Annotated in this window: 10 protein-coding genes; 6 read left to right on the top strand and 4 right to left on the bottom strand. The window is 36.9% G+C overall.

The window, feature by feature from the left end:
* Positions 1 to 43: 43 nt before the first annotated feature.
* Positions 44 to 997 (bottom strand): UV DNA damage repair endonuclease UvsE, encoded by a 954-nt coding sequence (gene uvsE, locus H0173_RS06075; protein ID WP_221845454.1) that lies wholly within the window; start codon positions 995 to 997, stop codon positions 44 to 46.
* A gap of 407 nt (positions 998 to 1,404) precedes the next feature.
* Between uvsE and helD the strand changes: the two genes are divergently transcribed.
* Together helD and H0173_RS06085 are read left to right on the top strand one after the other, a co-directional pair.
* On the top strand, positions 1,405 to 3,741 hold the full coding sequence (gene helD, locus H0173_RS06080; protein WP_221845455.1) for an RNA polymerase recycling motor HelD: 2,337 nt from the start codon (positions 1,405 to 1,407) through the stop codon (positions 3,739 to 3,741).
* Positions 3,742 to 4,546: 805 nt separating this feature from the next.
* Positions 4,547 to 4,819, top strand: a complete 273-nt coding sequence (locus H0173_RS06085) for a hypothetical protein (RefSeq protein ID WP_221845456.1) — start codon at positions 4,547 to 4,549, stop codon at positions 4,817 to 4,819.
* A gap of 70 nt (positions 4,820 to 4,889) precedes the next feature.
* Here the strand turns inward: H0173_RS06085 and H0173_RS06090 are convergent, their stop codons facing one another.
* On the bottom strand, positions 4,890 to 6,158 hold the full coding sequence (locus H0173_RS06090; protein ID WP_221845457.1) for a mechanosensitive ion channel family protein: 1,269 nt from the start codon (positions 6,156 to 6,158) through the stop codon (positions 4,890 to 4,892).
* Between the two features lie 192 nt (positions 6,159 to 6,350).
* Between H0173_RS06090 and H0173_RS06095 the strand changes: the two genes are divergently transcribed.
* On the top strand, positions 6,351 to 6,539 hold the full coding sequence (locus H0173_RS06095) for a hypothetical protein (protein ID WP_221845458.1): 189 nt from the start codon (positions 6,351 to 6,353) through the stop codon (positions 6,537 to 6,539).
* 47 nt (positions 6,540 to 6,586) lie between these two features.
* Here the strand turns inward: H0173_RS06095 and H0173_RS06100 are convergent, their stop codons facing one another.
* Both H0173_RS06100 and H0173_RS06105 read right to left on the bottom strand, forming a co-directional pair.
* Positions 6,587 to 8,203 (bottom strand): FMN-binding glutamate synthase family protein, encoded by a 1,617-nt coding sequence (locus H0173_RS06100; RefSeq protein ID WP_221845459.1) that lies wholly within the window; start codon positions 8,201 to 8,203, stop codon positions 6,587 to 6,589.
* A gap of 216 nt (positions 8,204 to 8,419) precedes the next feature.
* On the bottom strand, positions 8,420 to 8,578 hold the full coding sequence (locus H0173_RS06105; RefSeq protein ID WP_221845460.1) for an RNA-binding protein: 159 nt from the start codon (positions 8,576 to 8,578) through the stop codon (positions 8,420 to 8,422).
* Positions 8,579 to 9,048: 470 nt separating this feature from the next.
* On the opposite strand from H0173_RS06105, the gene H0173_RS06110 reads away from it, so the two are divergent.
* The 3 genes from H0173_RS06110 (at position 9,049) to H0173_RS06120 (ending at position 14,400) form a co-directional block, all read left to right on the top strand.
* Positions 9,049 to 9,999: a ribose-phosphate diphosphokinase gene (locus tag H0173_RS06110; protein ID WP_313770611.1), complete on the top strand. Its 951-nt coding sequence runs from the start codon at positions 9,049 to 9,051 to the stop codon at positions 9,997 to 9,999.
* Positions 10,000 to 10,680: 681 nt separating this feature from the next.
* Positions 10,681 to 11,913, top strand: a complete 1,233-nt coding sequence (locus tag H0173_RS06115) for an MFS transporter (protein ID WP_221845461.1) — start codon at positions 10,681 to 10,683, stop codon at positions 11,911 to 11,913.
* Between the two features lie 225 nt (positions 11,914 to 12,138).
* The gene (locus H0173_RS06120; RefSeq protein WP_260631050.1) at positions 12,139 to 14,400 is read left to right on the top strand and encodes a putative bifunctional diguanylate cyclase/phosphodiesterase; all 2,262 of its coding nucleotides are present in this window, start codon (positions 12,139 to 12,141) and stop codon (positions 14,398 to 14,400) included.
* The last annotated feature ends 55 nt before the right edge of the window (positions 14,401 to 14,455 follow it).

Here is a 14,455-nt window from a genome sequence, read left to right on the forward strand (position 1 = left end):
CCGTGCATCCGTTAATTTTCTAATACTGCCTGTCACTGTGTCCCTACCATTCTACAGAAGAACTCGTTATTCGCTTAATCCCTCTAATGGCAGCGACTTCCTCAACCAGCCTCTGCATAGCAAGGTTTTTCTGCTTTGCTTCTATCATAATGTCAAAGTCCTGACCTAGCTCCTTTGCCATTTTCAAAAAAGGAAGCACAAATTCCAAGGAAACAAAATCAGCATGTGAACGGTAGGCTTGGTCTGACTTTGGGGAAGAAATGTGAACTTTTGGGACCATATTAAAGGTTGTCCAAGTGTTAAAGATACGCTGTAAATAATGGTCGAGCTCAACATCACCTTTATTCGCCATGAAGTGATGATAATCGAGAACCATTGGGATGCTTTCCTGTTCGCAAGTGATCAATGTTTCATGAACATCATAAGTCTTATCATCATTTTCCAGTGTCATTCGCTTCTTTATTTCCACAGGCAACGTTTTAAGATTTTGATGAAATCGAGTTAACGTTTCTTTTTTGTCCCCATAGCTCCCGCCGATATGAATATTGATTAATCCTGTGTCATGGACATTCATCGCCTGCAGCATTTTATAATGGTATTCCATATCCTTCACTGCATTCATCGTCACTTCATCCCTTGGACTTGTGAAAAGGGTGTATTGAGAAGGATGGAAGCTTACTCGAAGGTTATTTTGCTTGATTAGCTGTCCTAACTCTGTCCATTCCTTTTTAAAAGGAGTGATGAAATCCCACATCACTTCCGGATGGGTAGCCAGGGGAACGAGTGCGCTTGAAAATCGGTATACTTCAATTTCATGTGCAATGTTGTAGTATAGAATTCTTTTTGAGTGGTGCAAATTTAGGGCAGTAATGGATTTAAGCTTTTCCATTCGTTCATTTTTAGGTAGTGCTGAATAGCGTGCAAACGTTAACGTCTTGGAGGGGCTTGCATCCCATAAATCTAGTGCGTGTGCGACATAGCCGAAACGAATTTTCATCTTATTTTCCTTTAATCATACGAATTTTTTTTGAATCACATTGAGTGATTATCTGTATATTTATCATAACGATTTAGGATTTTCAAGGATATGATTGTTTCGTTTTATGTAATGGAGTTTTTGGCCTTAATAATACAAGGGTCATTTTTTGTGGGCAATCATTGAAATGTATTTAAACTAGGTGGTGTCACTCTAAATAGGGAGAGAAATTTAGTTTCATAAGTAGTGAACTTTGTGGAAGGGTAAAATTGCAGAAAAAGATGTTGAAATAAGAGAAAATCCGTGGTAAATTTATATAGATACACATTGTATACTTTAAATAGAATATATTATCCCTATTTTAATTATACAATATAGTTTTTCGGAAATCAACCCTTATTTTATAATTTCTTTAAGGAGTGTTTGCTATGAATTCAGAATTTCGTCAGGAGCAAAAAAGAGTGGACAGTGTAATGGAGACCATTACAGAGCGAATAGACAGATTGGCGGAAGAAACTTCTCGGCGCCGGCACGAAGTCGTCAATATACGCAAACACTTTTGGGATGAAATCAAGGTAAATATTGATACGTTCGATGATTATCTTGAGACCATTATTGGCTTGAGGCAAGAGGCTCAAGCTTTGTCAGTTAGCCAAAGCACACATCGGCATGCATCTAATAAATTGTCCACGCTGCGCCGTATGAAGGAATCTCCCTACTTTGGCAAAATTGATTTCATTGAAGAAGGAAGTTCAGCTATTGAACAAATATATATTGGAATTTCTACGCTGACAGATAAGAGTGGCGATGAAATTCTGATCTACGACTGGAGGGCGCCGGTTTCAAGCGTCTACTACGATTACCAGCCTGGGCCGGCTAAATATGTTACCCCTGGTGGCGTAATTGAAGGCGAATTAGAGAAAAAGTGGCAATATTTGATCCGTGGTGGCGTTCTTCAATCGATGTTCGATACGAGTCTCACGATTGGAGATGAGATTTTACAGCAGGTTCTGGGCAAAGGGACTGACAAGTATATGCACAATATTGTAGCTACCATCCAACAAGAGCAAAACCGGATTATTCGACATGATCGTGGGAAGCTCCTTATTGTTCATGGTGCAGCTGGCAGCGGCAAGACATCAGCAGCCTTGCAGCGGATTGCTTATTTGCTTTACAAATATCGAGACAGCTTGAATGCGGAGCAAATTATATTATTTTCGCCGAATTCGATGTTTAACAGTTATGTGTCCAATGTGTTGCCGGAGCTCGGCGAAGAGAATATGCAGCAGGTCACTTTTCAAGAATATTTGGATCATCGGTTAAGTAATGAATTTCAAGTGGAAAATCCCTATGACCAATTGGAATATGTGTTAACTGCAGCGAATACTCCTTCGTACAAAACAAGGGTTACGAGCATCCGATTCAAAGCATCTGTTCGATACTTTGAGTGCATCAAATCATACAGGAGCTCACTTGAGCGCTCAGGCATGATATTTAAAGACATTCATTTCAGAGGAAAACCAATTGTAACTGCAGGGCAAATCTCAGACAGATTTTATAGCAGCGACACCTCACTCCGTTTTCATAACAGACTTGAAAAATTACAGGAATGGCTATTGCGGGTGATTAAGGAAGCTGAAAAGGTAGAACGGATAAAGCCGTGGGTACAGGAAGAAATCGAGTTTCTCAGCAATGAAGAATATCATAAGGCGCGAAAATACTTAATAGAAAAACGCGGCTTTAAAAAGGAAACACTAGAAAATTACGAAATGGAGCAAAAAGCACTTTCCCAATTGATTGTTGCGCGGAAATGGAAGCCTTTGCGAAAACGAATCCGTGAGTTTGGTTTTGTCGATATGAAGGGGATGTATAGGCAGCTTTTTGCTGATTCCATGCAGATCAACGAGTGGATTGAAGGAGAAACGCCAGCGGAGTGGGCAGATATTTGCGAATCGACAATGGAATGGCTAGATGAAGGGAAACTATCTTACGAAGATGCTACTCCTTTTTTACTTTTAAAAGAGCTTATTCTTGGATTTCAGACGAACAACGCGATTAGACACATAATTGTGGACGAAGCGCAAGATTATTCACCATTTCAATTTGAGTTTCTTAAGCGTTTATTTCCTTCGGCTAGGATGACTGTGCTAGGAGACTTTAATCAGGCGATTTTCGCACATGCAAGCGAGATGGTTGATTTTCAAACACTAACCGGCTTATACGGACAAGATGAAACAGAAGTCATCAACATGACACGCAGCTACCGTTCTACGAAACCGATTATTGAATTCACACGCAGATTAGTGCCTAACGGTGAAGGGATTATTCCTTTCGAACGGGAAGGAAATCCTCCGGTGTTAAAAGTATTGGCAGATCATGAAGAGTTGCATAGATGTATTACAGGCAAAGTCGAAGAATTACGAAGTCAGGGGTTCAATAGTATTGCGATCATATGCAAATCAGCTCAAGAAAGTCAAAGAGCATACGAAGGGTTGTCTCATATTGATGATATTAAGCTGATGAAAACTGGTTCGACCGAATATGAACAAGGTGTTGTTATCATTCCTTCATACTTGTCAAAAGGCATCGAATTCGACGCTGTCATCGTTTATGACGCATCGAAGGAAGTATATGGGGATGAGAGCCTGCGTAGAGTTTTCTACACAGTTTGCACGAGAGCCATGCATGAATTGCAGCTTTACAGTATTGGTGAACCAAGTCTTTTTTTGGAAAGAGTTTTACGTGAAGGTTATATTCGAGTATGACTTCACTACAGGGATACAGTCCTCCACTTCATTTTACAGATGAGGTTGGGACTGTATTTTTTTATTTTGATAAAAATGAGCTTCTCTATAGATTACTTAGATTTTTTTGCTGTTGCTTTTAGTCCTTTTGAGTAACAAGCGGAATTGCTCTTGTTTCTCTGACTTGGTCATGAATTGACCTGCGAATCCCGTGACCAATACCATAACAATCGACTTGGGCATCATGATGTACCTTGATCCACTCGGCGAAATGCCCTCCACGACTTGAATTAAAATGGGTGCATATTTCATACCCTTCCGAAGGAAAAAAGCAGATAGCGGAAAAAGAGCGTGGGCTTAATTGCCTGTTAAGAGAGAAAAAAGCAGATAGCGGTAAAAGAAAGGGGGCTTAATTGCCCGGACAGAGAGAAAAAAACTGATAGCGGTAAAAGAGAGGTGGCTTAATTGCCCGTTCAGAGAGAAAAAAGCAGATAGCGGTAAAAGAGAGTTGGCTTAATTATCCGTTCAGAAAGAAAAAAGCAGATAGCGGTAAAAGAGAGGGAGCTTTATTACCCGTGCGAAGAAAAAATGAGTTTTTTGGGGGTCAAGAGATTTAACTGTTTTCAGTACTTCTTGCCAAGAGTTTTTTTCCTCTCTATCTGTAATAGACATAATTGGGCTCCTTTCCATATATGACATATACAGTTTTTTCCGTATGGAGTGTAAAAATTATGGTAAATACTTCATATTAAACTCTTCTAGATAATAGGTTTATTTTTAATCAGGTCTATTTTATTGGACAGGAACATGGGATAGGCAATGGAGCTTGTCCGATATTTGGTTTATTGGACAGGAACAGGTGAAAATCGATGGAGGTTGTCCGATATCCGGTTTTATTGGACAGGAACAGGGGGGAATCAATGGGTCTTGTCCGATATCCGGTTTTATTGGACAAGAGCAGGGGGAAATCAATGGAGCTTGTCCGATATCCGGTTTTATTGGACAGGAGCAGAGGGAAATCAACGGAGCTTGTCCGATATCTGTGTTTATCGAACCGCCTTTTAATAAGATCGAATCTTGGCATAACGTCTTGAAATGAAAAAGTCTGTTACAATCTAGTTGTAAACAGACTTTCTTCTACGCTAGGGGGGAAGTACCCTCTTTTTGCTTTAATTATCCATTTCTCGGACAATCGTATCTCTATTAGTTCCTTCCACAATCCCTTTTAAATCATGCCCAGAAGGGTTTTGGAATAAGCGAAGACCAAACTCTTGCGCTATGGCAAATAGGTGATCAAATATATCGGATTGGACCGTTTCATATACGGCCCAGCGCACATCATTAGTAAAAGCGTATATTTCTAGCGGCAGCCCATTTTCAGTGGGGGCGAGCTGTCTGACCATTAATGACATGTTCTGATTGATTCCGGGATGATTTCTAAGATAATTACTGATATACGCCCTAAATACGCCAATATTCGTGAGAGCTCTGCCGTTTACTGGATTGCTGCGATTGATATCATTCATGGAATTAAACTCTGCAATTTCTCGTTCCCTGGTATTGATATAATCCGTCAGATAGTGGATCGACTTATATTTCTCAATCATTTCATCGGTACAAAATGAAATACTATTTTTATCAATAAATAATGCACGTTTAATTCTTCGTCCTCCAGATGTTTGCATGCCTCTCCAGTTCTTGAATGAATCGGATATTAAAGCATAGCTTGGAACCATCGTAATCGTTTTATCGAAATTTTGCACCTTGACTGTGTTCAATGAAATTTCGATGATATCCCCATCGGCTCCGTATTTCGGCATTTCGATCCAGTCGCCAACACGCACCATATCATTGGCTGCTAATTGTATTCCTGCAACAAGGCCTAATAACGCATCTTTAAAAACGAGCAGAAATACAGCAGAGAGGGCGCCGATCCCGCTTAAAAGAATAAACGGACTTTCACCCATCAGATTCGCTATAACTAAGATGAATCCAAGGATGATGACAACCATTTTTGAAACCTGAATATACCCTTTAATTGGCTTTTCCTTCGATATTTCATATGTTTGATAAATATCGTTAATTGCATTTAATAAGCTATTGATGACCCATAAACCGACAATGATTAAATAAGCAATCGCGCTTTTTTCGAAAAAACCCTGATAGGTTGGAAAATTGGATGCAAAGTGATAAATGATTATCGCCGGAACAAAATGGGATAACTTATGAAATACCTTTTGTTCTAGGAGCATATTGTCCCACTGGTATTTGTTATTTCGAACGATATGAGAAATGATTCTAATAACAACCTTTTTCGTGATGAAGTTCGCGACAATACAAATAGCCGCAATAAAAAGAACATTAATGATAATCGTAAGATACTCGGCTATCGTTGGTTGCAAGTCGAATTTTAAAATAAAATTTCTAATGAATTTCATCTATTTCCTCCGTAATTATGTAAAAAATCTCAGCCTTGATATGTAGAGTTCCTAATATTTATTATATCAGAGTAAACTGGTCTTTACTTTTACAAAAGTAATACGATGAAATGACAAAATAGAACTGCCATTTACAAAAATATTTATATATAATGAATGAAAACATATTTCACTAAAATTAGAGGATCTTATATGAAGAAATATAGGTTGAAAAATCAGTTTAAAGGCAGCAAAAGGGGAGCTAAATTTTTTCTTGTCGCAGAATCAGAGTTTATCGGTGTAAAAGAATTTGTCTTACGAACGGAAGACTTAACACAAAGGATTGTCATTTCAGAAGATGAATTAAACAAGAATTTTATTTTAATAAGTCGTGCAAATTGAACAAAAAAAGTCTGTTACAATCCAGCTGTAACAGACTTTTTTGATACTTATGAAATAGAAACAAGTTCTCTTTTTTCTTCTGCTTTTTTTACTTGTTCAATCGTTTTTACACTAAAGTCTTGATCAACAAAGACAACATGTTTTTCGTTGAATTGTCGAGGTGAAGTTAGACCAGCAGCTGCTGATAGTGCAAATAACTCTTCACGAAGAGTTGCCATATAGTTTGTCACGCGATATCTTTTTTCTTCAATAACTAAAGCCTTTTGAAGCTTTGGATTTGTTGTTGCAACACCAACTGGACATTCGTTGGATTGACATTTTTGTGCACCGATACAACCAACTGAAATCATTAAGCCTCGGGCGATATGGCACACATCCGCTCCAAGGGAAAGGGCAATAGCTACTCGGTCAGGAGAGAATAATTTACCGCTGGCGATTAATGTGACTTTATCGCGTACATCGTATTTCTTCAAGATTCTTTGTGCAATCATCAATGCCGGTTTGATCGGAAGACCTACAGAATCTGCCATTCCTTGATAAGTAGCTCCAGTTCCGCCTTCTCCGCCATCAATCGTAATAAAGTCAGGGCGTCTCTTTGTGAATGCCATATATGCAGCAAATTCTTCAAATGTTTCTTCACTGCCGATAACCATTTTGATACCAACAGGTTTACCGGATACTTCACGAATTTTTTCAATAAAATCCATCATAGAATTCATATCATCGAATTCTTCAAAACGGTTAGGCGAATTAATCGTTTTGTATGGTTCAACTCCACGGATCGCAGCAATTTCAGGTGATACTTTTGAACCTTCAATGTGACCACCGCGAATTTTCGCCCCTTGACCTAATTTAATCTCAAAGGCCTTTACTTGAGGGTGGCTTGCTTTTTCACGAAGTAAATCATAAGAAAAGCTTCCGTCTGGGTTTCTAAATCCAAACTTGGCAGGACCGATTTGTACCATGATGTCCACGCCGCCTTTTAAGTGGTGAGGAGATAGACCACCTTCACCTGTATTCATGTAGGCACCTGCGTCTTTTAGTCCATAAGAGAGAGCTGTAATCGCACGATCGCCTAGAGCTCCATAGCTCATTCCGCTCATTGCAATTGGGCTTTTGATTGTAAATGGATGACGGCATGAATTTTCACCAATAACAATCTTGTCAGCTTCTGTGTAAAGCCATGGCTTAATTTCAGCTTCTTCTCTATGCTCATGACGAGTGAAAAGCGTATCTTTATCTTCTACATATTTATGTGTTGGAATAAGTGCTTCATTATCCGCTTTCAAATCTGAAATTTGTTTAGCGAAAAAGGCATTACGAATATAAAAACCTGGTTTGTCAAAGTCACGCTTACTTCCAAAGGCGATAATATTTTTAGCGTATTTTCCTGCTTTAACAATATATTGAAAATCTAGACGAGAGAAAGGCTTCGCTTCATGATCTCCCTCAAAAAAGTACTGTCTTAACTCTGGACCGATATGCTCGGATAGATAACGAATACGAGAAATGATAGGGAAATTTCGTCTGATTGAGTGTTGAGATTGTGTCATATCTTTCTTTTTAATTACTACTACTGAAATGACTAAGGTAAGAATCAACAGTAAAGTAACGATAAATAGGATGGATACCCCAATTATCATGATGTTGCTAAAAGTGCTCATTGATATACTTCCTCCAAAGGTTTTAATAAAATACTAGGATAAAAGCTTGTTGGTGTGACAGGTTGATTGTTTTGTTTTTTTAATATAATTATTAAAGCAGGTCCAAAGTTAGTTTACCTCAAAGAAATAAAATATGCTATATGAATTATTAAGAAAAAATAAGAAGGGTAGAAGTACTTTAAAACTATTTAATTTCCCCTACAATATTATTCATTTTCAAAGATGAGATTCTATTATATCGAAATCATTAAAGTAAATTACATGGCTCAAATACTTATTGCCTTCTAATTGTTGGAACGCTGCTTTCGCTTCTTCTTGAGTTTCAAATTCAAACATTTGAACATTTTTCTTAAAATGAACGGTAATGATCCACATCTAATATCCCCTCACTTAATTCATATTTTGATTTTTAAAAGTAAATCGCATAAAATTTCTGACATTAGGCAAAAGAAACTCAAACAAAGCATATTTACAGCAACCCTTTTTATTGTAATTACTTTGTCAGTTGTCTCACAAGCTATTCCTGACTATTCATGATGCAAGAAGTGTGCCAAACTTAATTTCGTTGAGAAATATGATTATTAGAGTAATTTTTCGTAAGAAGTGCAAAGAATCTTTGCTATTAATTATAAAATTAAGCAAAAAAAATTTGCTTTTTATATTAGAAGGATGGACAGTAGTGAAAAATTATTTTGCTGTAAAGCTTAATAGGGTTGATGTGAATGGGGATATTTGGATTTTGGAAAATCAGAATCATCAAAAGCAAACAGTATCTTGAAAACATTATTTCATGTAATATAAAGTATTGATGAGAGATAAAAATATTTAACCTGGAGGAATAATCGGTGTCCTACAAACTTAAAGAAAATTTCAAAATGTTCACCCTCAATTCGAATCCGGAGCTTGCTGCAGAGATGGCAAAGCTTTTGGGTTGTGAGCTTGGAAAAATCTCAAGTACACAGTTTAGTGATGGTGAAATTCAGCTTCATATCGGGGAAAGTGTCAGGGGATGTGAAGTATTTGTTGTTCAATCAGCTTCAGAGCCAACGAATGAACATATTATGGAACTCCTGATTATGATAGACGCTTTAAAAAGAGCATCTGCTAAAATGATCAATGTCGTTATGCCTTATTACAGCTATGCACGTCAAGATCGAAAAGCCAGATCCCGGGAGCCGATTACTTCTCGACTTATCGCGAACCTATTAGAAACAGCTGGAGCTACAAGAATCCTGACAATTGATTTCCATTCGCCGCAAGCACAAGGATTTTTTGACATTCCAGTTGATCATCTAACGGGGATTCCAATCCTTGCAGACTATTTTAAAGAAAAAGCATTAGAGGATCTTGTCATTGTTGCCCCGCATAATGGTGGAGTCGTAAGGGCAAGAAAGCTGGCTAATTTGCTGAATGTGCCACTAGCTCTCATCGATCGCCGACGCCCGGAACATGATGAAACAGAAATCACGCATATCATCGGAAATATTGAAGGAAAAAACGCAATTATCATCGATGATTTAATTGATTCAGCTGGAACGATTACAACAGGCGCACAAGCTCTATTAGACAATGGTGCAAAAACGGTATATGCCTGCTGCACCCACGCTGTTCTTTCAGGTCCGGCAATTGAAAGAATTCAGTCTTCACCACTTCAAGAATTAGTCATAACGAATACCATTAAAGTGCCAGAACAAAAACGAATTAATAAAATTACTCTATTATCAGTTGCACCATTATTAGTAGAAGCAATTGATCGAATTCATAATGAAAAAGCGGTTAGTCCGTTGTTTGAATAAGAATGTACCGAAAAGGAGCTGATCACTTGCAGCTCCTTTTCATTTTACATAAATTTTGGACTGAACATGTTTTAATCATGTCGGTCATTTTTTGTTTGTTCACTTGAAAATAAAAACTAGGAGGAAATCAAAATATTATTATTATAGTAGAGAAATTTCTTCTTACTGGACTCTATACCGATATTGTAATTATTTGTCCAACCTTAGGAATAATAGGGATGATGAGTTCGATGTGGAATTTTCCAATTAAGGGAGATCAATCCTTAATATTAAGGACTGCTCTCAATCATTTGAGTTTATTGGGGAATTGTATTTGTAAAAATGTTTTTACTTTTGACGAAAAGATTTTTTTACTATGTCTAAATTTTAATATCTCAATATAATTTGAAGTGATGTAATGTTAAATATTTTGTCGAAAAATAATTATTTAAAAAGCAGGGTTTTTTCGTAGTAAATAGCGAAATGTAAAATATTTTTCTGAAATACTTTTAAGTTGGCACAATTTTTGCTTATTAAAAATAATGTCGTGTAAACGATTTCACTTCGGGTTGGTGAATCAGGAAATATTTAATGATCGTAGGACCTAGTTAGGAGTAATGCATGCTTTACTAGATAGATAAAACGTCATTAAGTAATTTAAAGATAATACCAAGGAAAATTATGATAGTGGGGATGAGAAAGATGAAGCAAAAAGGAAAAGTATTTTATGGTTGGTGGGTATTGGCGGCATGTTTTGTCATTATGACATTTCTTTATGCCCCAATTGCTAACTTAATTTCGCTATTTACAGTGCCAGTTACGAACGAACTTGGCATTGGAAGAACGGCATTTACTTCTTATTTTTCAGTGATGGCGTTCGTTGGTATGCTTACAGCTCCGATCGCGGGCAATTTAATGAAAAAAATGGGATTTAAATTGTATTTGACTGTGTTTACTCTGCTTGGTGCGATTTCTTATTTTGGTTTCTCGTATGCAACAAGCATTACACATTTCATTATATTTGCGATACCGATGGGCATGTCACTTTCAGGTGCTGCGATGATACCTGTTTCCGTTCTAATTACAAATTGGTTCGTCGAAAAGCGCGGTTTATCATTAGGTATTGCGTTATCGGGGACAGGTTTTGGCGGGATGATTTTAAGTCCGCTCGTTACTTGGCTTATTAGCAACTATGGATGGAGAACAGCCTACTTTACAATCGGTGTATTAATAGCGGTATTGATTATTCCGCTTGTGCTTTTTGTCATCAAGCTAAGCCCGGCAGATAAAGGTCTATTGCCGCTTGGTGATGCTGAAACAGTTCAGCCTGATCAGCCAAAAGAGTTGACTGGAATTTCACAAAAAGAAGCATTTAAATCTGTATCTTTCTGGGTATTATGTGTAGGAATCCTGGTTGCAGCAATTGTTGTAAATAGCATGATCGTCCATTTTGTTCCGTATTTAACTGATATCGGAACGACGCCGGAACATGCAGCACTCCTTTTATCACTTGCTTCAGGAATGCTAATTGTGACTAAGCTATTAGTAGGAAGATTCTTCGATAAATTAGGGGCAATTGTAACTGTACTTATTGTTTGTGCAGGTAGTATTGTAGGCTTTTTATTCTTGTTAAAAGCGAATTTGCTTATCCCGGGAATTATGTATACGATCCTAAATGCATTAGGAGCGACTGCGGTTACAGTAGCGCCTGCGTTTCTGACTGCTTTCCTATACGGGGAAAAAGAATACAGTGCCAAATATGGAACAGTCGCTTTATTTAATTCACTTGGTGTAGCCATTACTCCAATTGTTTCTGGTTTTATCTATAATATTAATCATTCATATAATTTATTGATTAATACATTAATTGTTCTTGCAGTTGTTGAATTTATTTTATTGTTTATTGCTATTAAAAAGAGACCAACATTGTCTTAAGAAATAGAATGCTTTCTTTCCGTCTGGAAGGGGAGTATTTTTATGTATATTAATAGGTATTTTATCCCGTATAATCCATCTATTGCACTGTTTTTTCGATTAATGAAATGATAAAATAGTGCTACTTTTTCCAATAGGGGGAATTATTTCAATAATAAGAATGATAAAAAAGGAATTTTTAGACTAGCGTTAAGTGAGAATTTTTTTGAAAAATGGGGAATCAACATGTTGAGGAATGCTAGGTCTGCTATTTGGTTTATGATCATTATTATGGTAACTTTTTACGTTTGGATTTTCTTATTTTTAGATAACCAATGGCTGCGGTCGATTGGGGCAAGTTTATTTCCTTTGATTGGAGTGGCAGTTAGCATCATATGGCTTCTTCGAGCATATCTGAAAACGTCAGGAACTCAAAGGATTTTTATCCTCTTGTTAATTATTGGAATGATTTTTTATTATCTATCGAATTTTATGTGGCTTCTTATTCAAATTATTCATCGGGAAATCACTTTTCCGAAAACATCTCATTTAATTTGGCTAACATCGTATGCCATTTTTTTAGCGGCTTTAATCTATAAATTGAGGTTACTAAATAGAACATTCTCAAAAGGACCGTTTTGGAACAACATATTAATCTTTACTATTGCAGCCTTCTCAATTAGTTTTCACTATCTAATCAATCCAATTTTAGAACTTTCGAGTCATTCAACCTATATCATTATTCTGAATCTTTCCTATCCGATTGCAGATTTATTTATCTTTTTTAACATATTAAATATTTTATATTTAGCACGATTTACTGAGGAGAAGAAATTTCTGCTTATTATAGCAATCGGTTTTTCTATTCAAATTATTGCCGATACGATATATTCCTATTTATTAAATGCAGACTTATATGTTTCGGGAAGTTTCAATGATCCTATTTGGCTGCTGAGAATATTAATAATAGGCTTTGCAACTTTTTATCTGCCGAAAACGAAGGAAGAGATGAGTTGGAAACATGCCAAAACGATTACACGTGATGGAAGTTCTCTCATTAGTTTAATCGTCATTCTGTTTATGATCTTAGTCATTAAAAGCAATCATTGGCAGTGGAATATACTTGTTATCGGTTTAACAGCAATCATATCGCTTCTGATTGTAAGACAGGTAATTGTCACGAATAAGAATCGGAGATTGATGGATAAATTGTGGTATCAAGCATATCATGATCAACTTACTGGGTTAAATAATCGCACTTGCTTTCAAATTGAGCTAAAAAATATTTTAGAAAATGCACGAGATGAACAATTCAAGGCAGCGATATTATTACTAGATTTAGACCGTTTTAAAAATATTAATGATACACTTGGTCACGAAATTGGTGATTTTCTTCTGAAAGAGTGCTCACAACGATTAAGGAATTGTATTGAAGATGGTTGTCGCATTTATCGGGTTGGGGGAGACGAATTTACTATCATTCTTCTAAAAACAACTGAGGAAGATTGCCAACGTACCGCTGATGCCATTCTAAAGACATTTGAAGATCCCTTCATGATAAAAAATTATGAAATATCCATTACTCCCAGTATTGGCATAAGCATGTATCCAGATAATGGCGAAGACAGTGATGCGCTGTTAAAAAATGCAGATACGTCCATGTATTTGGCAAAAAGCAGAGGACGAAATCGGTTTAAGTTTTATAGCTCAGAGTTAAATGAAGTTATTTCGAGAAAAATGAAAATAGAAAATGAATTGAGAAAGGCCATTGCAAATGAGCAGTTTACCCTTCATTATCAAACAAAAGTAGATTTAGTGACAGGAAAGATAGTGGGGATGGAAGCGCTGCTGCGTTGGGAGCATCCGGAGTTAGGATCGATTTCACCTTTAGAATTTATCCCGATTGCGGAAGAAACTGGACAAATTGTTTCAATTGGTGAATGGGTTTTGAAGTCAGCCTGCCAGCAAATGAAAGTGTGGCAGCTAGCCAAATTTCCTCCACTGCGTCTATCAGTGAATGTATCGGTGCGGCAATTCCAGCACAGCCTTTTTGTAGATAATGTAAAAACTGCTTTGCAAGAGGCGGGACTTGATTCTAAATTTCTAGAATTAGAGATTACTGAAAGCATAATGCAGAATATTACCGAAACTACGAGAATTTTGAATGAGTTGAGGACGATTGGCGTGAAAACGTCCTTAGACGATTTTGGTACCGGCTATTCTTCTCTTTATGCTTTGAAAAAACTGCCCATCGATTCAATCAAAATTGATAAATCATTTATTGATGAAATATCAGATGATGCAGGACAATCAATCATCAGTGCTATTATTGACATTGCTTTAAATCTCAATCTAGAAGTAGTTGTAGAGGGGATCGAATCAGAAGATCAAGTAAACATTCTGACCAAAAACAAAAAGCCTATTTACGGTCAAGGCTACTTGTTCGGAAAACCAGTCTCATCTGAAGAATTTAGAAGGTTAATAGAAACTAGCACACTGGCGCTCTAATTCCAGAGAAACGGTTGGAAGTTAACATATATTGATCAAATGATGTGCGAATTCA

This window comes from Bacillus sp. S/N-304-OC-R1 (genome assembly GCF_019749375.1).
Lineage (GTDB): Bacteria > Bacillota > Bacilli > Bacillales > Cytobacillaceae > Cytobacillus.

Bases quoted from the DNA above. Each gene is read 5' to 3' on its own strand.
- uvsE (WP_221845454.1), bottom strand. From the start codon at position 997: ATGAAAATTCGTTTCGGCTATGTCGCACACGCACTAGATTTATGGGAT.
- helD (WP_221845455.1), top strand. From the start codon at position 1,405: ATGAATTCAGAATTTCGTCAGGAGCAAAAAAGAGTGGACAGTGTAATG.
- H0173_RS06090 (WP_221845457.1), bottom strand. From the start codon at position 6,158: ATGAAATTCATTAGAAATTTTATTTTAAAATTCGACTTGCAACCAACG.
- H0173_RS06095 (WP_221845458.1), top strand. From the start codon at position 6,351: ATGAAGAAATATAGGTTGAAAAATCAGTTTAAAGGCAGCAAAAGGGGA.
- H0173_RS06100 (WP_221845459.1), bottom strand. From the start codon at position 8,203: ATGAGCACTTTTAGCAACATCATGATAATTGGGGTATCCATCCTATTT.
- H0173_RS06105 (WP_221845460.1), bottom strand. From the start codon at position 8,578: ATGTGGATCATTACCGTTCATTTTAAGAAAAATGTTCAAATGTTTGAA.
- H0173_RS06115 (WP_221845461.1), top strand. From the start codon at position 10,681: ATGAAGCAAAAAGGAAAAGTATTTTATGGTTGGTGGGTATTGGCGGCA.
- H0173_RS06120 (WP_260631050.1), top strand. From the start codon at position 12,139: ATGTTGAGGAATGCTAGGTCTGCTATTTGGTTTATGATCATTATTATG.